This window comes from Mesorhizobium sp. WSM4935, assembly GCF_029625735.1.
In the GTDB taxonomy this organism is placed as follows: Bacteria; Pseudomonadota; Alphaproteobacteria; order Rhizobiales; family Rhizobiaceae; genus Mesorhizobium.
Genome location: NZ_JARTVR010000002.1, coordinates 621940 through 647849, shown reverse-complemented (window position 1 = coordinate 647849; position 25910 = coordinate 621940). Strand labels below are relative to the sequence as shown.

The following is a 25910-nucleotide window of genomic DNA, read 5'->3' as shown; positions in this document are numbered from 1 at the left end:
ATGATGGGTTCGGCGGACTGCATTTTCTCCCTCATTTGCGAATTTATGACGTGTTTTGAGTATTTATGATGTTGACAGGCTTCATGTGCTGTCGTCAATATCCCTCACGCGGGCCATGGAGGAACAGGCCCCGAGGGAGGAATTCGATGTCTCAAATGATCCGCATGTCGCGGCGCCGCCTTTTGGCGTCCGGAGGAAAGGCCGCGGTGTTCGTCGCCGCGACCGGTATTGCACCGCAGTTTATTCGTCTTGGCCGCGCCTTCGCGGCGGACGCGCTAGCGCCGGGCATGATCGGCGGCCCGACCGGCTTCGACGGCGCGGAGCGCTATCAGTACGGGCCCGACACGCCGGAAGGGCGCGCGGTCGAGGCGGCCAAGGCGCTGAAGGCGGCCGGCAAGGCGCCGGCGAAAATCGTGCTCGGCCTGTCCGACGGCTCGATCGGACAGCTGACCAAGCCTTTCCCGGCCGGCGCGCCGTCGATCAAGGATCTGTGGGAGAAGGAAACCGGCATCCAGATCGAGATCGTCGGCCTGCCGAACGGCCAGGAATTCACCAAGACGATGCAGGATATCTCCACCAAGGGTGGGGCCTACGACATCTATTCGACGGAATGGAACCGCCTCGGCGATCTCGCCGAAACCGGCGGCATCGCCAAGCTCGACGACTTCGTCGCCAAGCACAAGCCGGAATGGGACGACCCGAAGCAGGGCTACGTCAACGGCGCCAAGGGCGTGTCGCTGCTCAACCAGTATCGCGGCTCGACCTATGGCGTGTCGCTCGACGGCGACTTCCAGACCTGGGTCTACCGCGCCGACCTGTTCGGCGACGCCGCCGAGCAGAAGGCCTTCAAGGACAAATATGGCTACGACCTTGCCCCGCCGAAGACCTGGAAGCAGCACAGCGACGTCGCGGCCTTCTTCCAGCGGCCGGACAAGGGCCTGTTCGGGTCGACCGATCTGCGCAACCAGGGCTGGGGCTACACCAACTGGTACCAGCGCTATGTCTCGATGGCCTCGCCCAACCAGTTCCTGTTCGGCGACGACGGCAAGCCGCTGATCAATTCCGAGCAGGGCATCGCGGCGACGAAGGAATATGTGGAGTCGCTGGCGCACCATTCGCCGGACGCGATCTCGTGGGGCTGGCCGGAGCAGTATGGCAACTTTGCCAAGGGAGGTGCTGCGATGACCTGCGCCTTCTCCAACCTGCCGAAATTCCTCGACAATGCCGGCAACAAGGATTCGGCCGTCACCGGCAAGATCGGATCGATGCTGCCGCCGGGACGCGAGATCGACGGCAAGCTGATCAGCCGTTCGGTTCTGTGGTTCTCGCTGACCGGCATGGTCTCGTCGCAATCGAAGAATCCGGAGGCCGCCTACCTTCTCCTACAGTGGCTGGGCTCTGCCCGCATCTATGCCTGGATGAGCGCCAATCCCGGCGGCTATCTCGATCCGTTCCGGCTCTCGGACTTCTCCGATCCGCTCGTGCGCCAGACCTATCACGCCTACCACATGGATGTGGTGCGCGAGACGGTGGCGCGCACGGTGCCGACCATCAACTATCCGGGCGCCACGGCCTTCCACAACGCGCTTGACGAGAACCTCGTGGCCTCGCTGACCAAGGCCAAGACGCCGGAGCAGGCAATGGCCGACACCGAACGCGAATGGAAGAAAATCGCGCGGCGCATCGGCGAGGACAAGCTCCTCGAAGCCATCAAGACCAACAAGGAGGCCTGGCCCACGGTTCTCGATCCAATCAGCTGATCCGCCTCCCTGGATCAGAACCGGAGGGGAGGGGCGTCAGCTCTTCCCCTCCTTCCTAACGCCACCAGCAAAGCAGCCAGATGAAGCGTTCCGTTCCCTTCGAGATATTCCGCTACGCCGCGATCCTCGCGGCGATGGCGGTGACGCTGGTGCCGATCCTGTGGATGGTGTCGATGGCCTTCAAGCCGATCGGCGAATGGTCGGCGACCGGCGCCGACCTGACCTGGTGGCCGAAGCAGCCGACGCTTGCCAATTTCCAATTCGTGTTCGGCCATTCCACCAACGACCTGATCGTCGCGCTCGACCACACGGCGGTGAAGCCGATCCTGTCGTCGCTCTTGTCGGCGGTGTTCGGGACCGTGATCGCCATGTCGGCGGGCACCGCCGCCGCCTATGGCCTGTCACGCTTCGGCTCCGGCCAGAACCTGCCGCTGGCGCTGATCCAGCTCAGGCTGTTTCCGCCGATGGCGGTGATGATCCCGGTGATGATCATGTGGGCGTTCCTCAACCTCAACGACACATGGTGGGGGCTGGCGCTGATCTACGGCATCGTCACGCTGCCCTTCGCCTTCTGGCTGATGAAGACCTTCTTCGACGACATGCCGCGCGAGATCGAGGAGGCGGCGCTCGTGGAGGGCTGCTCGCGGCTGCGCGTCTTCACCCGCATCACGCTGCCGATGATGCGCGCGCCGCTGGCGAGCGCCGCGCTCTTCGTCTTCATCCTCAACTGGTCGGATTATCTCATTGCGCTGCTGCTCACGACGCGCGAATGGGTGACGATTCCCGTCTACATGGCGTCGCTGTCGTCCTCGATGACCGGACAGCTCTACGGCGCCAAGGCCGCGCTCGGCCTGATCGCGGCGGTGCCGCCGGTGATCATGGGCATCGCCATCCAGCGCCATCTGGTGCGCGGGCTAACCTTCGGAGCGCTCAAGCAATGAGCGCGCTGACGGCGACGATTTTGGAGGACAAGATGGACGCGCGGACGAAGTCCGTCGCGCCTGACGAGGGTGCGCGGCTGGGCTTCCGTCTGACCTTGCCGGCGCAGATCCTGGTGCTGTTCATCTCGGCCTTTCCGCTTCTGATGCAGCTCTACATCAGCGTCACCGACTGGTCGCCGCTTTCGGGCGTCGGCTGGTGGAACGCCTGGGAGATGTGGAACAGCTTCGCCAACTATACCGACCTCGCGGCCGATACGCGCTTCTGGAGCGCCTTGCAGCGCACCGCGATCGTCATGCTGGTCTGCGTGCCGGCGGAATTCCTGCTCGGCCTGGCGCTGGCGACGCTGTTCGCCGACGACTTTCCCGGCAAGCGCATCTTCTATTCGATCCTGCTGATGCCGATGATGGTCGTGCCAGCGGTCGCCGGCTACATGTTCTTCATGCTGTTCCAGTCAGGCGGCCCGGTGAACGACATCCTGTCGCGCATCGTCGGCACGCCGGTGACGATCGCCTGGCTTTCCGATCCGAACCTGGCGCTGATCGCGGTGATGATCGCCGACATCTGGCAGTGGACGCCGCTGATGTTCCTCATCCTGCTCGCCGGCCTGGTCGGTGTACCGGAGGATCAAATGAAAGCGGCCACATTGCTCGGCGCCAATGCCTGGCAGCGCTTCACCACCATCGTGCTGCCGAAGATGAAGACGATCATCATCATCGCCTTGGCGATAAGGGTGATTGAGAACTTCAAGATCTTCGACACGCTCTATATCATGACCGGCGGCGGCCCGGGCGTCGCCACCGAGACGATCTCCGTCTACATCTACAAGGTCACCACCCAGGACCTGATCTGGGGCTATGTGGCGGCCATCGCGCTCGCCATCCTGATCGTGCTTTCGATCGTCGCGGTCTACGCCATGAAGCGCATGGCGAAGAGCCGGGAGGTGCCGGCATGAGCGCGATCCACTTGCAAAACCTGGTCAAAAAGTTCGGCGACTTCGCCGCGCTGAAGACGATGGACCTCGAGATCGCCGATGGCGAGTTCATGGCGCTGCTTGGACCATCGGGTTGCGGCAAATCGACGACGATGAACATGATCGCCGGCATGGAAGAGCCGACCAGCGGCAAGATCCTGTTCGGCGAGCGCGACATGGCAGGCGTCCCGATGGGGCGGCGAGGCGTCGGTTTCGTCTTCCAGAACTATGCCATCTTCACCCATATGACGGTGCGCCAGAACCTCGCCTACGGTCCGAAGATGCGCGGCACCGCCAAGGCCGAGATCGGTCGCCGCGTCGGCGCCATCGCCGAGATGCTGCAGCTTTCGCCGCTGCTCGACCGCAAGGCCGACAGGCTGTCGGTCAACATCCTGCAGCGCGTGGCGATCGGCCGCTCGGCGATCATGGAGCCGGCGATCTTCCTGCTCGACGAGCCGCTCTCCAATGTCGACGCGGCCTTCCGCGCGGTAATGCGCACCGAGCTCAAGCAGCTGCAGCGGCAGTTCAGGCAGACCATGGTCTATGTCACGCATGACCAGCTCGAGGCCATGACCATGGCCGACCGCATCGCGGTGATGGATCACGGCGTGCTGCAGCAGGTCGGCACGCCGCTCGAGGTCTACAACAACCCGGCCAATGTCTTCGTCGCGCGCTTCATCGGCGCGCCGGGCATGAACCTGCTGAAGGGCAGACCGGCGCAAAGCGACCGCGGGCTGGTGATCGACCTGGGACCGCTCGGCGTCACACCGCCCTTGTCGGATGACCTGGCTTCGGCCGTGCGCGCGGTGCGTGGCGACGTGCTTTACGGTTTCCGGCCGGAGCAGGTGACGCTTGCCGAGCGCGGGCTCTCGATGCCGGTGAGCTTCGTCGAGCGGATCGGCGCGCGCACCATCGTCCATCTGGGCGAAGGCGAGAGCGCGGTCAAGGCGGTGTTCGAGAACGATGTCGGCCTGTCGGTCGGGCAGACGGCGGTCGTGGCGCCGCCGGCCTCGTCGGTGCGTGTCTTCGACGCGGGCACGGGTCGCGCCATCAAGGTCGGGGGGTGAGATGCTCATGCAAGTATCCCCAGGTCCGCGCTGCCCCTCACCCTTACCCTCTCCCCGTGAAAGACGGGGAGAGGGGGTCGCCGGCGTCGCGGCCAGCCTCCTTCTCCCCGTCACTATACGGGGAGAAGGTGCCGGTAGGCGGATGAGGGGCGGCGCCAAGACCGGTAGTTTGCTCGCAACCAACGGAGCGGGCTGAGCCATGGCCGATATCGTTTTCCGCAACGTCACCAAACGCTACGGCACCACGCTTGCCGTTGACGATGCTTCCTTTACCGTCAACGACAACGAGTTCTTCTGCTTCTTCGGGCCGCCGCTGTCCGGCAAGTCGACGATCCTGCGGCTGGTGCTTGGGCTGGAAATGCCAGATCAGGGTGAGATCCTGATCGGCGGCAAGCCGGTCAACAGCGTCTCGCCAGCCGAGCGCAACGTCGCCATGGTGTTCCAGAACCTTGCGCTGTTCCCGCATATGAGCGCGCGCGACAATGTCCGCTTCCCGCTGGTCGAGCGGAAGGTGGCCGAGGCCGAGATCGAAAAGCGCCTCACCGACGTCGCAGCTAAGCTGCATATCGGCCATATCCTGCACAAGCCGCCGGCGCAGCTTTCCGGCGGCGAGCGGCAGCGCGTGGCGATCGCGCGCGCCCTGGTGCGCGACCCGTCCGCCTATCTGATGGACGATCCGATCTCGGCGCTCGATGCCAGGCTGCGCGAGGAAACGCGCGTCGAGCTGAAGCGCATCCAGCGCGAGCTCGGCAAGACGCTGATCTATGTCACGCATGACCAGGAGGAGGCGATGTCGGTCGCCGACCGCATGGCGATCCTGGAGAACGGCCGGATCAGGCAGATCGGCGCGCCGGCCGAAATCTACGATCGTCCGGCCAGCGCCTATGTGGCGCGCATGCTCGGCTCGCCGATGATGAACATCCTGCCGTCGGTGCGCGGCGCAAGCGGGATCGAGGCTGCGGAAGGCGCGATCCGCATCGCCGACGACAAAGCGCCGGCCGAGGCGATCGAGATCGGGCTCAGGCCGGAAGACATCAAGGTCCGGCCGTGGACGGACAACGAGACGGCGGAAGGGGGCTCGGGCCGCCCGGCGCGGGTGTTCGAGGTCGAGCCGCTCGGCGGCTACACCGTGGTGACACTCGCTGCCGGGCAGGCGCGGCTCAGGGCGCTGCTGCGCGGCCAGCCCGACATCAGGCCGGATGCGATGGTGGCGATATCCTGCGAGCCGGCCAGAGTGCATTATTTCGGCCAGGACGGAAGCGCGCTGTGACGGCCGCCGCGGCGACAGAATTTCGGGAGGAAGAAATGGCAGAAAAAAGCTTCGAGCCGGACGTCAAGGTTCGCACCAGGGACTACAAGATAGGCTGCGTCGGCGCCGGTATGATCATGGCCGAGTGTCATCTGGCGGCCTACAAGGAAGCAGGCTTTCCGGTTGTGGCGATCGCCTCGCGCACCAAGGCGAACGCCGAGAAGGTCGCCACCCGCTGGGGCATTCCGACGGTGCACGACACGCCGGAACATCTGATCGAGGACGAACAAGTCGAGATCATCGATCTTGCCTTCCCGCCCGACCAGCAGCCGGCGCTGATCCGCCATGCGCTGAAGCAGAAGCACATCAAGGCGATCCTGGCGCAAAAGCCGCTGGCGCTGTCGGTCGAGGAGGCCGTCAAGCTGCGCGACGAGGCGGCGAAGTCCGGCAAGATCCTCTCGGTCAACCAGAACATGCGCTACGACCAGTCGATGCGCGTGTTGAAGCAGATCATCGACAGCGGCGCGCTCGGCGACATCGTCTTTGCGCAAATCGACATGCATGCGATCCCGCACTGGCAGACCTTCCTTCAGGGCTACGACCGGCTGACGCTCGCCAATATGAGCGTGCATCACCTCGACGTGCTGCGCTTCCTGTTCGGCGATCCGGACGAGATCACGACGCTGACGCGAAAGGACCCGCGCACCCAGTTCGATCACTCCGACGGCATCACCGTATCGACGCTGCGCTTCCCGTCGGGCGTGCTTGCCGTGTCGCTGGAGGACGTTTGGTCCGGCCCGCGGCAAGAGGGTTATAAGGACGACCAGCATATCAACTGGCGCGTCGACGGCACCAAGGGCGTCGCCAAGGGCACGATCGGCTGGCCGACGGGTGCCGCCTCGACGCTGACCTACGCTTCGGCCGAGACGACCGGCGGGGAATGGGTGACCCCGAGTTGGGAGACGATGTGGTTCCCGCATGCCTTCATCGGCGTGATGGAGCAGCTGCAGCATGCCGTGAAGACGGGCACGCCGCCGGCGCTTTCCGTTGCCGACAACGTCAAGACCATGGCGCTGGTCGAGGCAGGCTATCGCTCGATGGCCGCGGGCCGCACGGTCAAGCTCTCCGAGATCCCGACAAACTGAATCAACTGAATCGCTTACAAGGAGGAACTCATACCATGATGCAGGCAGGCATTTTCACGGGCTATTTCCCGTACGGCCTCGAAGAGACGGCAAAGAAGATCCGCGGTCTCGGTTTCAACACGGTGCAGCTCGACCTGCACTTCAAGGACATCGACCTGTCGGCGGGCCAGATCACCAAGGACAAGGCGAAGAGGGTGCGGGATGTCTTCCGCGACCATAACCTGCCGGTCTGCTGCGTGTCGGGCTACACCAACATCATCCATCCGGACAAGGCGGAACGCGAGAAGCGCGTCGGCTATCTCAAGGAGATCATCCGCAATGCGCGCCATTTCGGCTCGCCTTACGTGATCTCGGAAACCGGCACCTACAACACAGAGTCCGACTGGGTGCATCACCCGAAGAACAAGACCGAGGAAGGTTTTGAGGAATGCCGCAAGGTGATCGCCGACCTTGCCCAGACGGCTTACGATCACGGCGCGGTGTTCCTGCTCGAGACCTATGTCAACAACGTCGTCGGTTCGGTCGAGGAGACGGTGAAGATGTTCGCGCAGGTCGACCATCCCGGCCTCGGCCTGCTGATGGACCCGACCAATTATTTCGAGACCCACAACATCGACCGCATGGACCAGATCCTCAACCAGGTCTTCGACACGCTGACCGACAAGATCAAGATAGCCCACGCCAAGGACGTGAAGCGTTCGGGCGACGACAAGTCGGAGAAGCATGCCGATATCGGCGACGCCGACGCGATGGAAAGCCACACCTTCCGCGGTGTCGGCGAGATCGAGCTGCCGGCCCCCGGTCTCGGCTCGCTGAACTACGACCTGTACTTGAAGCGGCTCGCCGAGAAGCACCCGAACATCCCGGTGATCATCGAACATCTGTCGGAAGACGACGTGCCGCGCGCCAAGAAGTTCCTCGACGGGAAGTTCCGCGAGAACGGCCTCTGAGATTGCGCAGGCGCCGCGCTTCGCGGCGGCGCCTGCGGCTTGCACCAGACAAGTGGAGGAAACGAAATGTTGAAGTTTGGATTGAAGCTGGCGGCCGCGGCGACTGTGCTTGCGGGCCTCGCCTTCGGCTCAGCTGCGCAGGCGCAGGACGGCCAGAAGACGTTCTATCTCTTGTCGCATGGCGGCCCGTCCGATGCGTTCTGGATCGACTGGAACGCCGGCGCGACCAAGGCCTGCGACCAGCTTAAGGTCACCTGCAAGATCTCCTTCAGCGGCGGCGACATGGCGGCGCAGAAGGAGGCTTTCAACTCGGCGCTCGCCGCCAAGCCGGACGGCATCGCCACGACCTCGGCGCAGCCCGGGCTGTGGACGGAGGAAGTGAAGGCCGCCAAGGCCGCCGGCATTCCGATCGTGTTCTTCAACACCGACGACCCGGCAACCGGCCGCCAGGCCTATGTCGGCGCTGACCTTAAGGAAGCCGGCGCCATCTGGGCGAAGTATCTCGTCGACCATAAGATGGTGAAGCAGGGAGACAAGGTGTTCCTGCCGGTCGAGGTGCCCGGCGCCAGCTACCAGCAACTCGAGACCGAGGGCATCGCCGGCGTCTTCGATCCGCTCGGCATCAAGTATGACGTGGTCGACTGCGGCACCGATCCGGCCGGCATCATCGCCAAGATGACCGACTATATGGTCGCCAACAATCCGCCGGCGATCATTGCGCTGGGCGATTCCGTTGCGGCCAGCGTCAAGCGGGTGTTCGACGGCGCGGGCATTCCGGCCGGCAAGATCCCGGTCGTCGGCTGGGGCAATTCCAAGGAGACGGCCCAGGCGGTCAAGGACGGCTTCGTCAACGCCGCCGCCTGGCAGTATCCGTCGGCCCAGGGCTTCATGCCGGTCGCGCTGCTCGGCCTCGCCGCTTCGGGCGAGCCGATCGGCTACGACATCCACACCTTCGGCCTCTACGACGCCTCCAGCGTCGAGCCGATCCTGAAGCTCTACGACAAGAAGTGAGAGAACTGGCGCCCGTCGTGTGAACGTCGGGCGCCACGCAGAAAGCATGGTTCAGCAAGTCATGGTCCAGCAAGCCGGGGCAGTTACAGCGGAAGATGGCGCGGGGCGTGCGAAGGCCAAGTCGAGTCTGATGCGCTCGCCGCAATTCTCCTCCTTCGTCATCCTCGTCGTGCTTCTGGTGGTGTTCGCGGTCGCCGACGGCAACTTCCTGTCGCCGCTCAACATCTCCAACATGATGGCGTTCCTGCCGGAGCTCGGCATTATCGCGCTCGGCATGACGCTGCTTCTGACCGCCGGCGAATTCGACCTGTCGGTCGGCGCAGTCTTCGCGCTCGCCCCGGTGGTGGTGATGCTCCTGGTACAGAACGCCGGGGTCGATATCGGCATGGCGCTGCTGGCCGGTCTGCTGCTCTGCATCGCGATCGGCGCCATCAACGGCGTCATCGTCACCAAGATCGGCATCTCGTCCTTCCTAGTGACGCTGTCGATGCTGCTTATCGTACGCGGCGCCGCGCTCTACATCACACAAGGGTTTCCGCTGAAGTCCTGGGACCAGCCGGGCTTTTTCGTCACGCTGCTCGCCGGCAGCTTCAACATCGGCGCGTTCCGCTTCTACACCTCGCTCTGGTGGTTCATCGGGCTCTCGCTGCTTGCGGTTTATGTGCTGCGCTACGCCAAGCTCGGCAACTGGATCGGCGCCATCGGCTCCAACCGCAACGCGGCGGTGGCGCGCGGCGTGCCGGCCGACGCCGTCAAGATCTGGCTTTTCATCCTGACCTCGGTGCTCGCAGGGCTTGCCGGCATGATCAGCGCCTTCCGCATCTCGGCGGCCTCGCCGGTGGCGGGAACCGGCTATGAGCTCGAAGTGATCGCCATGGTGGTGGTCGGCGGCACGGCGCTGACCGGCGGGCGAGGCACCATCCTCGGCACCATCGTCGGCGCGCTGATGCTGCGCGCGATCCGCAACGGCATCGTGCTCGTCGGCGTGCCGGGGCTTGCCTACAACATCTTTGTCGGCGTCATCATCCTCGCCATGCTCATCCTGCACGCTCTGCTGCAGAAAAACGCCGCAAGGAGCTGACGACAATGCAGGAAGTGCTCCGGCTGCAGAACTTACAAAAATCCTTCGGCAGCGTGCGCGCGCTGAAGAATGCCTCGCTGACGCTCAAAGAGGGCGAGGTGGTCGCGCTGCTCGGCGATAACGGCGCCGGCAAGTCGACGCTGATCAAGGCGATCTCCGGCGTCTTCCCGATCGATCGCGGCGACATCTATGTGCGGGGCGAGAAGGTCTCGATCCGCTCGACGCGCGAGGCGATGGATCTCGGCATCGAGACCATTCATCAGGACACTTCGCTTGCGCCCGACCTCAGCATCGCGCGCAACCTTTTCCTCGGCCGCGAGCCGGTCAATCTCAAATGGCTCGGCGTGTTCGCGCCGCTCGACCTCGCCAAGCTGCGCGATGCGGCCTCGGCGCTGCTCAAGCGCGTCGGCATTTCGAAGAAGCTCGACGCCGACGCCTTGGTCTCGACGCTGTCCGGCGGCGAGCGCCAGTCGATCGCCATCTCGCGCGCCATGCAGTTCGCCGCCAAGGTGATCATCCTCGACGAGCCGACCAACAATCTCGGCGTTGAGGAAACGCATGGCGTGCTCCGCTTCGTGAAAGAGATGCGAGCCGCCGGGCATTCGGTGCTCTTGATCACCCACAACATCCACCATGTGTTCGAAGTCGCCGATCGCATCATCGTCATGCGCCGCGGCGAGATCGTCGCCGAGCAGACGGTCGCCGACACCGACCTTCTGACCGTGGAAAGCCTGATAACCGGCGCCGACCTGTCGGCCCTGATGAAAAGGGCGCAGTGACGGGATGGTGAAGCTCTACGGACAGACGCTTTCACGGCGGCAGGTCGCGGAACGTTCCGGCATGCTGTCGCAATTCGCGGGCGTGCGGCTGATGACGCTCGGAGACGGCGTCGAGCGCGGCATCCGCATGCTCGAATTCCGCACAGGCTCGGGCCTGCGCTTCACGGCGCTCATCGACCGCGCACTCGACATTGCCGATTGCGAATACAAGGGCCAGGCGATCGGCTGGCATTCGCCGAGCGGTTTTCGCAACCCGGGCCTCCACGACTATGAAGGCGAGGACGGCTTCGCCTGGGGACGGTCCTTCTCCGGCCTGCTGGTCACCTGCGGCCTCGACCACATCCTCGGCCGCAACGAGGTGCCGGCGGAGAACTACAACTATCCCGGGCGCAAGACGGTGACGCATTCGCTGCATGGCCGCGTCAGCACCATCCCAGCGCGGCTCACCGGCTATGGCGAAAACTGGGACGGCGACCGCTGCGTTTTGTGGGCGGAGGGAATCGTCCAACAGGCAAGCGTGTTCGGCGAAGATCTGCATCTCATCCGCCGCATCGAGGCCGATGTCGGCGGCAGCGAAATCCGGCTTTCGGACCGGGTCGTCAATCACGGCTTCCATCGCACCCCGCATATGTATTTCTATCATGTCAATGTCGGGCATCCGCTGCTCGACGAAGGCTCGCGCTATCTGGCGCCGATCCGTGACGTGGTCTGGGCAGCACACGCCGGCGAACGCTACGAGGCGCAGAAGGTCGGCTACCGTACCGTTTCCGGGCCTCAGCTCGGCTTCAGCGAACAGGTCTGGCAGCATGAGCTGGGCGCCGACGGCAAGGGCGAAGTGCCGGTCGCCGTCGTCAACGACCGGCTTGGCCTCGGCTTCGAAGTCGTCACCCGCAAGGACCAGTTGCCTTGTTGCTACGAGTGGCAGAATTTCCAGGCCGGGCAGTATGCGCTTGGCATCGAGCCCTCGACGCACCATGTGCTCGGCAACCTGGCTGCGCGCGAGCGCGGTGAGATGATCTGGCTGGAGCATGGCGAGACCCGCGCCTATGACGCGGTGTTTCGCGTCCTCGATGGCAAGGATGCGATCGCAGATGCGGAACGAAGGATCGCGGCCATCGCCCGTCAGCCAGAGCAGGATTATCCTCAACCATCCGGCAATTTCCCAAGACTGGCGGGGAGGGCATGAGCGCGACATTTATCCATAGCGAGCTCTCCGGCCGGCGGACCGGATTGCCAGCTCTGCGTGAAGATTGGAGGCCGATGTGACGGTGGCAAAGAAGCGCGACTACAGCCTTGTCGGCGAAAGCACGCGCAGGGCGATTGAGACCGGGCTCGCCTCGGCCGAATGGTACCACACGGACGTGCCGCGCAAGACGATGAAGGAATTGATGCAGCGCTCCGACGGGCCGGCGATCCGCGACACCATCATATGGATTTCCGCGATCCTGGGCTCGGCGGCCGGCATCGTCTGGTTCTGGGGCACATGGTGGGTCGTTCCGTTCCTGTTCGTTTATGGCGTGCTCTATGGCTCTTCGAGCGACTCACGCTGGCACGAATGCGGCCACGGCACCGCCTTCCGCACGCGCTGGATGAACGACGTCGTCTACCACATCGCCTCCTTCATGCTGATGCGCAACCCCGTGCAGTGGCGCTGGAGCCATGCGCGCCACCACACCGACACCATCATTGTCGGCCGCGACGCCGAGATCGCGGTGATGCGGCCGCCGGACCTCATCAAGGCGGCTTTGGCCTTCACCGGCATCCTCGACTTCCGCTATTCGCTGCCGACGTTGGTGCGCCAAGCCTTCGGTACATTGTCGGACGACGAGAAGAGCTACATCCCTGAGATGGAGCAGCACAAAGCAGTGATCGCGGCGCGCTGGCATATGGTCGTCTATGCCGCGACGATCGCTGTCGCGATCGCGCTTAGGTCGTGGATACCGCTGGTGCTGATTGGCGTGCCGCGCCTTTACGGCACCTGGCACATGGTGCTGACGGGGCTGTTGCAGCATATCGGACTGGCCGACAATGTCACCGATCACCGGTTGAACACGCGCACCGTCTACATGAACCCGATCAGCCGGTTCATTTACTGGAACATGAACTACCATGTGGAGCACCACATGTTCCCGATGGTGCCTTATCACGCGCTGCCGAAGCTGCATGAACTGATCAAGCACGATCTGCCGGTGGCGAACCCGTCGATGTGGCACGCCTATCGCGAGGTCTGGCCGGTGCTGCTCAGGCAGCTGAAATATGAGGACTATTATCTCAAGCGCGAATTGCCGCCGACGGCCAAGCCCTATCGCGGCGAATTCCATGATCTCGACATAACGGCGGCCGCCGCCGAATAGGCGCCGCATGGCAATCCAGAGAATATGATGGCCGGAGAAGGACGATGGCGGAGTGGGTCGAAGCATGCGCGGTGGACGATGTGGACGAGGAGGATGTGATCCGCTTCGACCATGGCGGCCGCACGTTCGCGATCTACCGCTCGCCGGACGACGCATTCTTCGCCACCGACGGCTACTGCACGCATGAAAAGGCGCATTTGGCCGACGGGCTGGTGATGGACGACATCATCGAATGCCCCAAGCACAATGGCCGCTTCAACTACAAGACCGGCGAGGCCAAGGGCGCGCCGGTCTGCGTCAACCTCAAGACCTATCCGGTCCGGGTCGAGGCCGGTAAGGTGATGATCGATATCGGCTGAGGCCGTGGGCGAATCAACAGGGACACATCAATGAGCCGAAAGAGACCAACCGTTGCCGATCTGCGCGCCATGAAGGGCAAGCGGCAATTGACCATGCTGCGCGTGCTGACGCTGGAGGAGGCGGAGGCCGCCGAGCGGGCAGGGGTGGATATCGTCTCCGTGCCGCCGGAGCTGGTGCTCAATCCGCAATATCGCGATGCCGCGCCCAGCCTCTTCACCATGCCGGGCGACAATTTTTATGAGATCGGCACGGCCGACGATTTCGTGCGCTGGGCGTTCCGCCTCTACAAGGCAAGCGCCGACGCCGTCTATTGCAGCGCCGGCTACGCTACGATCAAGCGCATGGCCGATGACGCCATCCCCGTCATCGGCCATGTCGGTCTGATTCCGTCTCGCGCCACCTGGACCGGCGGCTTCAAGGCCGTCGGCAAGACCGCCGACACGGCGATGAAGGTGTTCGAGGCGGTGAAGCAGCTGGAGGCCGCCGGCGCGATCGGCGCCGAGATCGAGGTCGTGCCGGTCGAGGTGGCGAAGGCGATTTCGGAGCGCACCTCGCTGATCATGCTGTCGATGGGCGCGGGCACCGGCTGCGACGCCCAGTACCTGTTCGCCGAGGATATTCTCGGCACCAATCGCGGTCACATGCCGCGCCACTCGAAAGTCTACCGCAACTTTGCCGCCGAATATGACCGGCTGCAGCAGGAGCGCATCGCGGCGTTCTCGGAATATGTCGCCGACGTCAACAGCGGCGCCTATCCGGAAGACAGGCATATCGTGCACATGGATCCGGACGAGCTTACCCTCTTCATGAAGAAGGTGGAGGCAAAGCCCTGAGCCAAGGGTCGAAAAGCGTCAGCCGGTTGCCGGGGGACCTTGCCAAATTCCGCTGGCGAGGGCGGCGTAAAGCGCTTCCGCATCGATGCCGAGCGGCCTGTCTTCCTTGAGCGTCGCCACATGAGAGCGCACGGCCGCGTGGATTGTGCCCGTGGCCGGCGCGAGCGTAATGCCCTCGCGCAAATCGACAGCCTGCGCTGCCGCCATCAGCTCGAAGGTAATCAGCCGCCGCCACAGCACGATCATCTCAGCGCATTTCGCGACGGCGAGCGGCGTCTGCGTGGCGTGATCCTCGACGCCCTCGGACACAGGCAGGAAATCGAGCATCACCGGATTGGCCTTGTGGCGGATCGCGGCCAGGATGGCCGTCACCGTCTTCTGCAGCGGCACGAAGCCGGCGGAAGCGCCGCCCACCGGCGAGAGGTATTTCGGCAGGCCATGACGCGTCGAGCCGGTGAGCTGGACGAAGCGCGCGGCGGATGCCGCCGCGCATTGCGCGATCGCAAGGCCAAGCGTCTCGAAGGCGAGCGCCAGCGACGCGGTGTGGAAATTGCCGGTCGACATGACCAGCTCATCCTCGGCAAGCACCAGCGGATTGTCGGCGGCGGCGTTGAGCTCGATCTCGACAGCCAGCCTGGCATTGTCGATCGCCTGGATCAGCGCGCCATGGATCGAGGGCATGCAGCGGATCGACAGCGGATCCTGGATGGTGGTCGGTGCCGGCGCTTCATCGCGGGCCAGCAGGTCGCGCAGGGCTTTCGCCGCAAGTTGCTGGCAGGCACCCGGACGCGCCTGATGCTGGCGCGGATCGAGGATGGTGCGGTTGGCGCCGATGGCTTCCATCGTCAGCGCGCCGGCCTGTTGCTGCTGGTCGAGCGCCGACAGCGCATCGGTAAGCGCCAGCGCTCCGGTCCCAGCTGAAACCGCCGAGGCGTTGATCAGGGAAAGGCCGTCTTTGGGCGAAAGGCTGACGGGTGCGAGCCGCGCCATCATCAGCGCCTTGGCGGCAGGCATGCGGCGGCCCTGATATTCGGCTTCGCCATCGCCGATCAGCACGCGGGGGATCGCCGCCATCAGCAGAAGGTCGCCGGCACCGATCGAGCCCAGCGACGGCATCACCGGATGCACGCCGGCATTGAGCGCGTCGACCAGCGCGGTGAACACGCGCGGCGACAGGCCCGAGCCGCCGGGCGCGAGCATGGCAAGACGGGCAAACATCGCCGCCCGCACCGCCGGCGTCGGCAGGGCCTCGCCGACCGCGGCGCTGCGGCCTTCGATCAGCTGGCGCTGGAAGGCGCTCGCGTCGCCTTCGACCGCGGTGACGAGATTGGCGCCGAGGCCCCTGTTCAGCCCGTAGATCTGCTGGCCCGCGGCCGCGGCGGCATCGAGGACCTGGCGTGCGTTGTCGAGCCTTTCGAGGACGGCCGGCGTGACCTCGACCTTGCAGGCGTTGCGCGCGGCGGCAACCACATCATCGATGCTGACGCCCGCACCGGTGAGAACGAGCGGGCTCATGCGAAGCGCAGCCTCTGGCCGATGCCCTTTTCGCTGGCCTTGGCGAGCATGGCCTTACCGAGCGCGATGTCGGACAGCGAGAGGCCGCGATGCCAAAACAGGATCGTCTCGCCATCGCTTTGCCGGCCTGCCTTGAGGCCGGCGGCGATCTGGCCCAGCTCGGCATGCAGCGTCGCTTCGCTCAGCCGTCCCGTCTCGACATGGGCGCGCAGCGAGCCGAATTTGCCGCTTTTGCATTGGCCCCAGTCGTCGACGACGATCTTCTGCATGATGTCGGTCAGCGACAGCTCGACCGCGCTCATCGTGCCATAGGGCACCACCAGCGCGCCCCGCTTGATCCATTCGGTCTTGAGCAGCGGCTGCGGTTCCGGCAGCCGCGAGGCTTCGACGACGATATCGGCGCCTTCGACGCAGCCTTTCCAGTCGGCCACGGCGATGACCGGCTTGCTCAGGTCGGCCGCGAGCTTCGCGGCAAAGCTATCGCGGCTGTCGGGCCGTCGCGAATGGACGCGGATCTCGTCGAAATCGAAGAGATGGTCGAGCAGGCGCACGTTCCAGTAGGCGGTGCCGCGCGCGCCGATATGGGCGAGCACTTTTGACGACTTCTTCGCCAGATGCTTGGCACCGATGGCGGTGACGGCGCCGGTGCGCATATCGGTGATGACGGTGGCATCGAGGATGGCGCGCGGCGTGCCGGTGCGCGGATCGAAAAGATTGAGGATGCCGAATTCCGACGGCAGGCCATGCATGTAGTTGCCGACATAATCGCCGACGATCTTGACGCCTGCCGCATCGAGCGGCGCCACATAGCCGCGCAGCACGTTGAAGTGGCCGTGGAAGGAGGGATCGGGCTCGAGATGGACGCGCGGCTCGATAACGGTCTGGCCGTTACCCTGCGCGACGAGCCCGGCCTCGACGGCGCCGATGATCTCGGCGTCGGTCATTGCAAGTGCGTCAATGTCGAGAGCATTGAGGTAGTCGATATAGATGGGCTTCATGCGTTTTCCTCGGCCACCCCCGGGCTCATCCATAACAGGCGAAACCGGGACACGGAAGTTTGTTGGATAAGCTCTGGACTGTACCAGGTTTATGCTGTTCAACCACCGCGTCATGACCAGCATCTCCGACAACGAAGACGTGTCCCGGCCGATAGTTTCCGCAGGGCAATCCCGACGCGTCGCTCTGATCGTTGCGGTCGCCTTCTTCATGCAACTACTGGATTCGACGATCATCTCGACGTCGCTGCCGCAGATGGGCCGGTCCTTCGGCGTGCCGGCGGTGGCGATGAGCATCGGCATCACCGCCTATATGCTGACCATGGCGGTGTTCGTGCCGCTGTCGGCCTGGCTTGCCGACCGGTTCGGCGCGCGCAACATCTTCCTTGTTGCGATCGCGCTGTTCACGCTGGCCTCGATCGCCTGCGGCATCTCGCAAAGCCTGACCGCGTTCGTCGCCGCCCGCATCGTGCAGGGCCTTGGCAGCGCGCTGATGACGCCCGTGGGCCGTATCCTGGTGCTGCGCAACGCCGAAAAGTCGGAGCTGCTCAACGCCACGGCACTGATCACCTGGCCGGCTTTGTTCGCGCCGGTGGTCGGGCCGGTGCTCGGCGGCTTCATCACCACCTATCTCTCCTGGCATTGGAATTTCTTTATCAACGCTCCGCTGGGGCTGGCCGGGCTGGCGCTCCTCGCCCGGTTCGTGCCGGGCGACCGCGATTCCGAGGCCAAGCCATTCGATTGGCCGGGCTTTTTCCTCACCTCGCTCGGCCTTGCGGTGATGCTCTACGGGCTCGAGCGCCTGGCGCATCCCGAGGACGGCTTGCTGCCGACGATAGGCTCCATCGGCATCGGCATCGTGATCGGCTGGCTCGCCGTTCGCCATCTTCTGCAGGCCCGGCATCCGCTGCTCGACCTTTCGGCTTTCAAGGTGCTGACATTCGCGATCTCGACGCTTGCCGCGGGTACGGTCTTCCGTATCGCCATCAATGCCACACCCTTCCTGCTGCCGCTGCTGTTCCAGGTCGGCTTCGGCCTGCGTCCGGTCGATGCCGGCCTGTTGGTGCTGGCCTATTTCCTCGGCAATCTTGGCATGAAGACCGTGACGACACCGACGCTGAGGCGCTTCGGCTTCCGCACCGTGATGGTGGTGAACGGGGTGATCGCTTCGCTGGCGATCATGGCCTGCGGCGCGATCTCGCCGCAGACGCCGCTGGCGCTGGTGGTGGCCCTGATGGTGATTGCCGGCCTCACGCGCTCGATGCAGTTCACCGCGCTGAACACGCTTGCCTTCGCCGATATCGGCGCGCCGCAGCGAAGCTCGGCGGCGACGCTCTCCTCGATGCTGCAGCAGATTGCGATGCTGTTCGGCGTGGCGATCTCGGCGGCGATCCTCAACCTTTCGCAGATCGTCAGGGGCGAAGCCTTGCCCGACCTCGTCGACTTCAGAATCACCTTTGTCGCCATCGGCCTGCTTGGTCTTGTCGCGGCGATGCGCTTCCTGATCTTGCCGGCCAATGCCGGCGCCGAGGTTTCAGGCCATTCGACGAACAATTGAGGTCGCGCCGGGCGCATTTTGCGGACGCAAATTGCGCCAGCGGCGCCGCCTTCGAACGGGTTCTTCCACAGATCGCGCGATCGCGTTGGCGAACCGCCAAAAAGCACAAGAGTTTCCGCCTATTGCGCCAGTTTCGGCAATCGATGCGTCCACTCGGCAAATAGTCGGAGAGGCGCGGGTCTTGAAGCGGATTCATTTGACGAGCCGCTGTTGAGCCGATTAGCTTTCGTGCGGGATGGAGGCCGGCAAGCCTTGCCATCGGGGCGAAAGACATAAGCCATGAATGCGACCGGCTGGCTGAACTGGAGGCGCCTTAATCAGGAAGGCATCGTTTTTGCAATCGCCATCCTGCTGTTCGCTGCCGCTGCGCTCGGCCTGCCTGGGTTCCTGACAGCCGATAATCTGGTCGCCATCGTCCGCTCGGTCTCGGTGCTCGGCATCCTGGCGCTTGGCATGGCGGTCGTCATCATCGGCCGCGGCATCGACCTCTCGGCGGTCGCGATCATGGCGATGTCGGTCGCCTGGTACCTGCAATTGCTCAACACCGGAACCTCGGACGGGCTCGCCTTCGTCTATGTGCTGGCGGGCGTACTCGCCATCGGCCTGCTCAACGGTTTCCTCGTCGCCTATGCCGACGTGCCGGCGATCTTCGTCACTTTGGCCACCGGCTCTTTCGTGTTCGGCTATGTGCGGTCGCAACTGATCACGCAGGATGCCGTGCCGGTGCCCGGCGGACACTGGGTCGAGCTGCTCGGCGGCGTTCGCTTCCTCGATATTCCGGTCGAGGTGTTCGTCTTTGCCGGGCTGGCTTTCCTGGTCTTCCTGTTCCTGCGCTACACCAAATGGGGCCGTTTCATTTATTTCGCCGGCGACAATCCGGTCGCTGCCCGCAACATCGGCGTTCCGGTGCGGCCCATGCTGGTGCTGCGCTATGTGCTCTCGGCTTTCGTGGCGCTGATCGCCGGGCTTCTGACGGCGGCCAGCCTGCATTCGATCAACACCCGCATCGTCAATTCGACGCTGCTCTACGACATCGTTTTGGTGGCGGTGATCGGCGGCATCGGCCTTTCGGGCGGCAGGGGCGGAGTGCGCAACGTGCTGGTGGGGGCGGCGCTGATCGGCATCCTGCTCAACGCCATGACCATTATCGACATTCCGCTACTCTACCAGAACCTGATCAAGGCGGCGATCCTGTTAGGCGCCATCATCGTCGACGGCATCATCAATCCGCGCGACGAGCAGACGGCGCAACAGGGTGACATTTAGAGCAGATGGGCTAGCCCATCCTGCTCAGGGGTACCCGGAGCGATCGCGACGATCGGCCGGCAATGAAAACCGAACCAGAGGATGTAACATGAAACTGTTGAAAACATTGATGGCCGCCGCCACGGCGCTCGCCATTACCGCCTTCGCAGCGCCGGGCTTCGCCGCCGACGATCCTGGTCCCGCCGCCTATGCCAAGGCGCTCAACGGCAAGCGCGTCATGCTGGTGCCGCTGGCCATGGGCTTCGACCTGGCGCAGGGCTGGGCGCATTATCTGAAGAAGGAAGTCGAGGCCTGGGGCGGCACGTTCGAGACCCGCGATCCGAACTGGGTGGTCGATGCCGGCGCGCAGGCGATCACCGACGCCATCGCGTCCGACACCCGGCCGGACGTGCTGATCATCCATGCGCCCGACCTCAACTCCTATTCCAAGCTGATGAAGAAGGCGCAGGCCGTCGGCACCTACGTTATCCTGGTCGACAATCCAGCGAACTTCCCGGCTGACGCCTTCGTCGGCAGCGACTGGGACAAGCTCGGCCAGCTCGAGGCGGAAGCGGCGATCAAGGGCTGCGGCGAGAATTCGTCCAAGAAGATCGGGCTGGTGCAGGGCGACCAGGCGAACTCCTCCAGCCTTTACCAGTATGCCGGCATCATGAAGGTGCTGGAGAAGCATCCCGACTTCCAAGTGGTCGCCAAGCCGGATTCCAATTGGGACGCGACCACCTCGCGCAACGTGACGACGACGATGCTGCAGCAGCATCCGGATATCTGCTCGATCATCGACTTCTGGGATGGCGACGCCACCGGCGCCTCGGCCGCGATCCGCGACGCGAAGCTCGAGGGCAAGGTGTTCCTGGTCACCACCGGCGGCGGCGAGAAGGCGGCCGATTGCGACAAGCTGGAAGACGGCACCTATGGCGCCGTGGTGATGACGGATCTTGCCCGCCAGTCGGGCGACATGAACGCCATTATCAAGTTCCTGCTGCAGAGCGGCCAGCCGGCCGGCACGTCGCACACCTACATCTACACGCTGGAGAAGGCGACGACCAAGGCCGACCTCAAGCCCGACAGCTGCTGGGACCTGAAGGCGCTGCAGGCCGAAGCGGCGGCGAAATAAGCCGCGCGCCCAAAAAGCATCCCGTGAGGTGGCCGGATCGTTCCGGCCATCTCTTTCCCGTTTCATGACAGCAGCAGCCGATGACTTTCCGTGAACGCCTCCAGGCCTGGCGCTACAATTTCGTGCCCGACCATCTGGTCGGCGAGATCCTGACCAAACGCTGGACCGACAACGCTATTCCTTTCCTGGCGCTGGTGGCGACGCTCGGCGTGTTCGGCTCGGTCATTCCGGGCTTCTTCAAGCTCACCTCGCTGCAGGAATCGACGCGCCAGCTTGGCGAGTTCTCGCTGGTGGTCATCGGCATGACCGTGGTGATGCTGGGCGGCGGCATCGATCTTTCGGTCGGCTCGATCTTCGCGCTGTCCTGTTTTTCCGCCGTCTATGTCTTCTTCATCCTCGAACAGTCGATCTGGCTGGCCTTGGTCGCGGCGCTTTGCACCGGGCTCGTCTTCGGCGCCATCAACGGTTACCTGGTCGGCTATCTCAGGTTGCGCGCCTTCCTCACCACGCTGGTTACCTTCATCTTCGGGCGAGCGCTGTTCGATATCCTAGTCACCGCCTATGCCGCCGACGTGCAGCTGTCCCAAGCGAGCTCCGACGTGCTCGACTTCATCGGCGACGGCACCTTCTGGGGCCTGTCGGTCTCGGTCTGGCTGGCGATCATTCTTGCCGTCGTCACGCATATCGCGCTGACGCGCTCGCGGCCGGGCTGGCATGTGCTGGCGGTGGGCGGCTCCCGACGCTCGGCGCACAATGCCGGCATCCGTGTGCGTCGCACCGTGTTCATGACCTATGTCTTTTCCGGCTTCTGCTGCTCGATCGGCGGCTTTCTCATCGCCTGCCGCTTGAGCGGGGCGGGGCCGGGCACCGGCCTCAACCTCGAAATCATGGCGCTGACGGCGGCGGTGGTCGGCGGCGTCAGCCTTGGCGGCGGACGCGGCTCGGTGGTCAAGGGGCTGATGGGCGCGATCATCGTGCTCACTATGACCAACGGATTGATCCGGCTGGGCTACGGCACCGGCACCAACCAGATGGTGCTCGGCATCCTTTTGGCGGTCGCCGTCACCATCGACATCCGCTGGCTGAAGAACCGCCACAAGGTGCTGAACGAGGTCTATGTCGCGCCGGTCTACCTCAAGATGGGCGAGACGCAATCGGCCGCGCCGGGCTCCGGCACGTCCTACGAGCTCGACAACCGGCTGTCGGCCGCGGACCATATCGGGCTTGGCGAGCTGGAGGGACCCGAAGACGTTATCCTCGATCGCGACGACCATCTCTATTGCGGCACGCGCCATGGTGAGATCGTCCGCTTCTTCGCGCCTGACTACAAGCGTTCCGAGGTCTTTGCCCATATCGGCGGCTTTCCGCTGGGGCTCGCCTTTGACAAACAAGGCAATCTGATCAGCTGCGTCGGCGCCATGGGTCTCTATTCGGTCTCGCCGGAGCGCGAGGTGAAGCGCCTGTCGGCCGAAACGGCGCGCTCCTGGACCTCGATCGTCGATGACGCAAGGCTGCGCGACCCGAACGACTGCGACATCGCGCCCGACGGCCGCATCTATTTCACCGATTCCACGAAACGCTACGACGCCCACGATTGGGCGCTGGACTCGATCGAGAACCGCGCCACCGGTCGCCTTTTGGTCTACGACCCGAAGGACGGCTCGACCAAAACGCTGCTCGACGGTTACCGCTACACCAACGGCGTGTGCATGGCGCATGACGGCAAGTCGCTGTTCTTCGCCGAAAGCTGGGCCTGCCGTGTGCATCGCTACTGGTTGGAAGGGCCGAAGGCCGGCACCGCCGAATGCGTCATCCGCGACATGCCGGGCTATCCCGACAACATCAATCGCGCCTCCGACGGCAATTACTGGATGGCCTGGCTCGGCATGCGCACGCCGAGCTTCGATCTCTCCTTGCGCCATCCCGATATGCGCAAGCGCATGACCCGGCGCCTGCCGCAGGACGAATGGCTGTTCCCCAACATCAACACCGGCGGCGTGGTGAAATTTAACGAGAAGGGCGGCATCGTCGAGACGCTCGGCGATCTTTCGGGCAACGCGCATCCGATGGTCACCTCGATGCGCGAGCACAAGGGCTATCTTTTCGTCGGCGGCATCCTCAACAACCGCATCGGGCGCTACAAGATCGAGGGCGCCGACCCGACCTGGACGAGCCCCGCCTCCTATTGGGGAGGCAAGCCATGATCCTCGATCCCATCCTGGACGTCTTTCGCGGCAAGGCGGTCACCATTCCGCCGCTCGACGGCGCCTTCCGTCCCAACACGCGGCTGGACGACGCGCCGGCCTTTGCCGAGCTGACCGAGCCGGACAACCTGCTGATGGCCGATGGCCAGTTGCTCGTCTCCAGCGGCAACGCGATCCTTGCGGTTGCGGCCGGTTCCGAGCCCGTCGTGGTCGAGACCTTTCAATCCCCCGTCACCGCGCTGGCGCTGTCGCCCGCCAGCGAACTGACGGTCGGGCTCGAAAGCGGCAGACTGCTGATCGCCGGCAAGCAGGTCTCGTTGCCCGCCGAGATCCGCTGCATCACGGCGCTTGCCTATGCCGATGACGGCACGCTGTGGCTGGCCAACGGCTCCACCGAACATGCGCCGTCGCAATGGGCGGCCGACCTGATGAAGAAGGGGTCGTCCGGTGCGCTGTGGCGATGCGGCCGAGGAGGCATCGGTTTTCAGAAGATCGCCGGCGACATTGCCTTTCCCTACGGGCTTCACCCGGTCGGCAGCGACGTGCTGGTGAGCGAAAGCTGGCGCCACCAGCTCGTGCGCTTCGACGGCGCGAACGGAACCCGCTCGACCGTGCTGACGCATCTGCCCGGTTATCCTTCGCGGCTGTCGCCGGCCAGCGATGGTGGGGCGTGGCTGACGCTGTTTGCGCCGCGCAACCGGCTGATCGAATTCGTGCTGCAGGAAACGCATTATCGCCAGGACATGATCGACCAGGTGCCGCCGGCCTACTGGATTGCGCCGGCTTTGGCCTCCAACCGCAGCTTCCTCGAGCCGCTGCAATGCGGCGGCATCCGCACCATGGGCATCCATAAGCCGTGGTCGCCCAGCCGCTCCTACGGGCTCGTCGTGAAGCTCGATCGGACCCTGCAGCCGCAATTCAGCCTGCACAGCCGCGCCAACGGCACGCGCCACGGCATCTGCAGCGTTGCAGAAAAGGATGGCCGCCTGTTCATCGCCGCGAAGGGCGGCGATTGCGTGCTGGCGCTCGACGCAATCACGGGAGGTTTCTGATGGAACCGATCGTCCGTCTCGAAAACGTCACCAAGACCTATCGCGGCGTGCCGGCGGTGAAGAACGTCACGTTCGATCTGAGGAAGGGCGAGATCCACGCGCTGCTCGGCGAGAACGGCGCCGGCAAGTCGACGCTCACCAAGATCATCGCCGGCGTCGTCGACGCGACATCGGGCAAGATGATCCACAAGGGGCAAGAGATCGCTTACGCCTCGCCGCATGCCGCGCTGGAAGCCGGCATCGCCATGGTGTTCCAGGAGACCAGCCTGGTGCCGTCGATGACGGTGGCGCAGAACCTCTATCTCGGCACCGAGAAATTCCTCAACCGGCTGCGCGGCACCTATATTTCGGCGCAGCAGTTCCTGCAGTCGCTGAATTTTCCCGTAGATCCCAATGCCATGGTGGCGACGCTTGGCGCGGCCAAGCGGCAGATGGTCGAGATCGCGCGCGCCGTCCACCACAATGCCGAGATCATCATCTTCGACGAGCCGACGGCGACGCTGACGCCGGAGGAGAAGCGGCATTTCTTCGCGCTGATCCGCCGGTTGAAGACGCGCGGCGTGTCGATTGTCTTCATCAGCCATGCGCTGGAGGAAGCGCTGATGATCGCCGACCGCATCACCATCCTGCGCGACGGCGAGCTGGTCATCACCGACGAGACATCGGCCTTCGACCGCGACAGGATCGTCGCCGCCATGGTCGGGCGCTCGCTGACGGGGCAGATCTACCGCCAGCGCGACGAGACGAAATTGCGCAAGGCCGGCAAGAAAGTGCTCTCGGTGCAGGACATCTCGATGAGCAACATCGTGCGCAACAATTCCTTCTCGATCTTCGAGGGGCAGATCACCGGCGTGTTCGGGCTGATCGGATCCGGGCGCACCGAGACGTTCAAGATCGTCTCTGGCATCTACAAGCGCGACTTTTTGCGCGGTGGCGCGATCGAATTGGACGACAAGCCGGTGCGCTATCTGGTGCCGAGCGAGGCGGTGGCCGACGGCATCGTTTATGTCACCGAGGACCGCAAAAGCGAAGGCATCTTCGAGACAATGGGCATTGCCGAGAACCTGTTCGGCGGCCTGCTCGCCGCGGGCCGCGAGAAGGCGTGGGTGATCAACCAGCAGGAGATGCGGCAGCTCTCGGCCGAATGGACGAAGACGCTGAACATCAAGGCGATCAACGACAATGCCCGCGTGGTCGAACTTTCCGGCGGCAACCAGCAGAAGGTGGTGATCGGCAAGGGGCTGGTGCAGCAGCCGCGCATCGTCATCCTCGACGAGCCGACGCGCGGCGTCGATGTCGGCGCCATCGCCGAGATCCACCAGATCATCAACCGGCTGGCCGATGAAGGGCTCGCCGTGGTCGTCATCTCGTCCTACCTGCCCGAGATCATGAACCTATCCGACCGTATCCTGGTCTGCCGCCAGGGCCGCATCGTCGAGGAGTTTTCGCCGGCGGAGGCGACGGAGGAGAAGATCATGTATGCGGCAGTGCACTAGGGTGTTGGCTGGTAGGCACGTCGACCGTTGGCCGAGTCGTCCGTCCCATTGTCATCCACGGGCGGAGCAAGGAGCGAAGCGACGCGCGCAGACCCGAGGATCCATGCCGTTACCTTCGAGCGCTGCTCACGGTGCAAAATTCTGCTCCGCTGCATTCCTCGACTACGGTCACGGAATGGATTCTAGGGTCTGCGCGCGTCGCTACGCTC

The 25910-nt window shown here is 64.2% G+C and carries 22 protein-coding genes; 20 read left to right on the top strand and 2 right to left on the bottom strand.

Annotation, left to right across the window (positions count from 1 at the left end):
* Positions 1–146 precede the first annotated feature (146 nt).
* The 14 genes from P9273_RS07295 (at position 147) to P9273_RS07230 (ending at position 14501) form a co-directional block, all read left to right on the top strand.
* Positions 147–1760 carry an extracellular solute-binding protein gene (locus P9273_RS07295; RefSeq protein WP_278048268.1) on the top strand — a complete coding sequence of 538 codons (1614 nt, stop codon included), beginning with the start codon at positions 147–149 and terminating at the stop codon, positions 1758–1760.
* A gap of 80 nt (positions 1761–1840) precedes the next feature.
* On the top strand, positions 1841–2701 hold the full coding sequence (locus P9273_RS07290; RefSeq protein ID WP_040984053.1) for a carbohydrate ABC transporter permease: 861 nt from the start codon (positions 1841–1843) through the stop codon (positions 2699–2701).
* Positions 2698–3654, top strand: a complete 957-nt coding sequence (locus P9273_RS07285; RefSeq protein ID WP_278048267.1) for a carbohydrate ABC transporter permease — start codon at positions 2698–2700, stop codon at positions 3652–3654. The genes P9273_RS07290 and P9273_RS07285 overlap by 4 nt, the downstream gene beginning before the upstream one ends.
* Positions 3651–4739 carry an ABC transporter ATP-binding protein gene (locus tag P9273_RS07280; protein WP_278048266.1) on the top strand — a complete coding sequence of 363 codons (1089 nt, stop codon included), beginning with the start codon at positions 3651–3653 and terminating at the stop codon, positions 4737–4739. The genes P9273_RS07285 and P9273_RS07280 overlap by 4 nt, the downstream gene beginning before the upstream one ends.
* 199 nt (positions 4740–4938) lie before the next feature.
* Positions 4939–6009: an ABC transporter ATP-binding protein gene (locus P9273_RS07275; protein ID WP_278048265.1), complete on the top strand. Its 1071-nt coding sequence runs from the start codon at positions 4939–4941 to the stop codon at positions 6007–6009.
* Between the two features lie 35 nt (positions 6010–6044).
* Positions 6045–7133, top strand: a complete 1089-nt coding sequence (locus P9273_RS07270; protein WP_278048264.1) for a Gfo/Idh/MocA family protein — start codon at positions 6045–6047, stop codon at positions 7131–7133.
* Between the two features lie 35 nt (positions 7134–7168).
* On the top strand, positions 7169–8083 hold the full coding sequence (locus tag P9273_RS07265) for a sugar phosphate isomerase/epimerase family protein (protein WP_040996014.1): 915 nt from the start codon (positions 7169–7171) through the stop codon (positions 8081–8083).
* A 66-nt stretch (positions 8084–8149) separates the two neighbouring features.
* Complete coding sequence (locus P9273_RS07260; RefSeq protein ID WP_278048263.1) at positions 8150–9094, top strand: sugar ABC transporter substrate-binding protein; 945 nt, start codon at positions 8150–8152, stop codon at positions 9092–9094.
* 130 nt (positions 9095–9224) lie between these two features.
* Positions 9225–10175, top strand: coding sequence for an ABC transporter permease (locus tag P9273_RS07255; protein WP_278048396.1), 951 nt, complete (start codon positions 9225–9227; stop codon positions 10173–10175).
* Between the two features lie 5 nt (positions 10176–10180).
* Positions 10181–10954 (top strand): ATP-binding cassette domain-containing protein, encoded by a 774-nt coding sequence (locus P9273_RS07250; protein WP_278048262.1) that lies wholly within the window; start codon positions 10181–10183, stop codon positions 10952–10954.
* 4 nt (positions 10955–10958) lie between these two features.
* On the top strand, positions 10959–12140 hold the full coding sequence (locus P9273_RS07245; RefSeq protein ID WP_278048261.1) for an aldose 1-epimerase family protein: 1182 nt from the start codon (positions 10959–10961) through the stop codon (positions 12138–12140).
* 82 nt (positions 12141–12222) lie between these two features.
* Positions 12223–13308 (top strand): fatty acid desaturase family protein, encoded by a 1086-nt coding sequence (locus tag P9273_RS07240; protein WP_278048395.1) that lies wholly within the window; start codon positions 12223–12225, stop codon positions 13306–13308.
* Between the two features lie 44 nt (positions 13309–13352).
* Entirely contained in the window at positions 13353–13667 is a 315-nt protein-coding gene (locus P9273_RS07235; RefSeq protein WP_278048260.1) for a MocE family 2Fe-2S type ferredoxin, read from the top strand.
* Positions 13668–13697: 30 nt separating this feature from the next.
* Positions 13698–14501, top strand: coding sequence for a 3-methyl-2-oxobutanoate hydroxymethyltransferase (locus P9273_RS07230; RefSeq protein ID WP_278048259.1), 804 nt, complete (start codon positions 13698–13700; stop codon positions 14499–14501).
* A gap of 18 nt (positions 14502–14519) precedes the next feature.
* Here the strand turns inward: P9273_RS07230 and P9273_RS07225 are convergent, their stop codons facing one another.
* Entirely contained in the window at positions 14520–16016 is a 1497-nt protein-coding gene (locus P9273_RS07225) for an HAL/PAL/TAL family ammonia-lyase (RefSeq protein ID WP_278048258.1), read from the bottom strand.
* Entirely contained in the window at positions 16013–17014 is a 1002-nt protein-coding gene (locus P9273_RS07220) for an ornithine cyclodeaminase family protein (protein ID WP_278048257.1), read from the bottom strand. Before P9273_RS07220 ends, P9273_RS07225 begins: the two co-directional genes overlap by 4 nt.
* A gap of 112 nt (positions 17015–17126) precedes the next feature.
* On the opposite strand from P9273_RS07220, the gene P9273_RS07215 reads away from it, so the two are divergent.
* The 6 genes from P9273_RS07215 (at position 17127) to P9273_RS07190 (ending at position 25701) form a co-directional block, all read left to right on the top strand.
* Positions 17127–18569, top strand: coding sequence for a DHA2 family efflux MFS transporter permease subunit (locus P9273_RS07215; protein ID WP_278048394.1), 1443 nt, complete (start codon positions 17127–17129; stop codon positions 18567–18569).
* A 279-nt stretch (positions 18570–18848) separates the two neighbouring features.
* Complete coding sequence (locus tag P9273_RS07210; protein WP_278048256.1) at positions 18849–19835, top strand: ABC transporter permease; 987 nt, start codon at positions 18849–18851, stop codon at positions 19833–19835.
* A gap of 88 nt (positions 19836–19923) precedes the next feature.
* Positions 19924–20949, top strand: coding sequence for a sugar ABC transporter substrate-binding protein (locus P9273_RS07205; RefSeq protein ID WP_278048255.1), 1026 nt, complete (start codon positions 19924–19926; stop codon positions 20947–20949).
* Positions 20950–21029: 80 nt separating this feature from the next.
* On the top strand, positions 21030–23153 hold the full coding sequence (locus P9273_RS07200; protein ID WP_278048254.1) for an ABC transporter permease: 2124 nt from the start codon (positions 21030–21032) through the stop codon (positions 23151–23153).
* Positions 23150–24205 carry a hypothetical protein gene (locus P9273_RS07195; RefSeq protein WP_278048253.1) on the top strand — a complete coding sequence of 352 codons (1056 nt, stop codon included), beginning with the start codon at positions 23150–23152 and terminating at the stop codon, positions 24203–24205. Before P9273_RS07200 ends, P9273_RS07195 begins: the two co-directional genes overlap by 4 nt.
* Positions 24205–25701: a sugar ABC transporter ATP-binding protein gene (locus tag P9273_RS07190; protein WP_278048252.1), complete on the top strand. Its 1497-nt coding sequence runs from the start codon at positions 24205–24207 to the stop codon at positions 25699–25701. Before P9273_RS07195 ends, P9273_RS07190 begins: the two co-directional genes overlap by 1 nt.
* Positions 25702–25910: the final 209 nt, after the last annotated feature.

What these genes read in the sequence shown, in the direction of transcription:
- P9273_RS07225 (WP_278048258.1), bottom strand. Translation starts at nt 16,016, where the DNA reads ATGAGCCCGCTCGTTCTCACCGGTGCGGGCGTCAGCATCGATGATGTG.
- P9273_RS07205 (WP_278048255.1), top strand. Translation starts at nt 19,924, where the DNA reads ATGAAACTGTTGAAAACATTGATGGCCGCCGCCACGGCGCTCGCCATT.
- P9273_RS07280 (WP_278048266.1), top strand. Translation starts at nt 3,651, where the DNA reads ATGAGCGCGATCCACTTGCAAAACCTGGTCAAAAAGTTCGGCGACTTC.
- P9273_RS07200 (WP_278048254.1), top strand. Translation starts at nt 21,030, where the DNA reads ATGACTTTCCGTGAACGCCTCCAGGCCTGGCGCTACAATTTCGTGCCC.
- P9273_RS07190 (WP_278048252.1), top strand. Translation starts at nt 24,205, where the DNA reads ATGGAACCGATCGTCCGTCTCGAAAACGTCACCAAGACCTATCGCGGC.
- P9273_RS07255 (WP_278048396.1), top strand. Translation starts at nt 9,225, where the DNA reads ATGCGCTCGCCGCAATTCTCCTCCTTCGTCATCCTCGTCGTGCTTCTG.
- P9273_RS07195 (WP_278048253.1), top strand. Translation starts at nt 23,150, where the DNA reads ATGATCCTCGATCCCATCCTGGACGTCTTTCGCGGCAAGGCGGTCACC.
- P9273_RS07290 (WP_040984053.1), top strand. Translation starts at nt 1,841, where the DNA reads ATGAAGCGTTCCGTTCCCTTCGAGATATTCCGCTACGCCGCGATCCTC.
- P9273_RS07220 (WP_278048257.1), bottom strand. Translation starts at nt 17,014, where the DNA reads ATGAAGCCCATCTATATCGACTACCTCAATGCTCTCGACATTGACGCA.
- P9273_RS07235 (WP_278048260.1), top strand. Translation starts at nt 13,353, where the DNA reads ATGGCGGAGTGGGTCGAAGCATGCGCGGTGGACGATGTGGACGAGGAG.
- P9273_RS07210 (WP_278048256.1), top strand. Translation starts at nt 18,849, where the DNA reads ATGAATGCGACCGGCTGGCTGAACTGGAGGCGCCTTAATCAGGAAGGC.
- P9273_RS07270 (WP_278048264.1), top strand. Translation starts at nt 6,045, where the DNA reads ATGGCAGAAAAAAGCTTCGAGCCGGACGTCAAGGTTCGCACCAGGGAC.
- P9273_RS07250 (WP_278048262.1), top strand. Translation starts at nt 10,181, where the DNA reads ATGCAGGAAGTGCTCCGGCTGCAGAACTTACAAAAATCCTTCGGCAGC.
- P9273_RS07265 (WP_040996014.1), top strand. Translation starts at nt 7,169, where the DNA reads ATGATGCAGGCAGGCATTTTCACGGGCTATTTCCCGTACGGCCTCGAA.
- P9273_RS07215 (WP_278048394.1), top strand. Translation starts at nt 17,127, where the DNA reads ATGACCAGCATCTCCGACAACGAAGACGTGTCCCGGCCGATAGTTTCC.
- P9273_RS07230 (WP_278048259.1), top strand. Translation starts at nt 13,698, where the DNA reads ATGAGCCGAAAGAGACCAACCGTTGCCGATCTGCGCGCCATGAAGGGC.
- P9273_RS07285 (WP_278048267.1), top strand. Translation starts at nt 2,698, where the DNA reads ATGAGCGCGCTGACGGCGACGATTTTGGAGGACAAGATGGACGCGCGG.
- P9273_RS07275 (WP_278048265.1), top strand. Translation starts at nt 4,939, where the DNA reads ATGGCCGATATCGTTTTCCGCAACGTCACCAAACGCTACGGCACCACG.
- P9273_RS07245 (WP_278048261.1), top strand. Translation starts at nt 10,959, where the DNA reads ATGGTGAAGCTCTACGGACAGACGCTTTCACGGCGGCAGGTCGCGGAA.
- P9273_RS07260 (WP_278048263.1), top strand. Translation starts at nt 8,150, where the DNA reads ATGTTGAAGTTTGGATTGAAGCTGGCGGCCGCGGCGACTGTGCTTGCG.
- P9273_RS07295 (WP_278048268.1), top strand. Translation starts at nt 147, where the DNA reads ATGTCTCAAATGATCCGCATGTCGCGGCGCCGCCTTTTGGCGTCCGGA.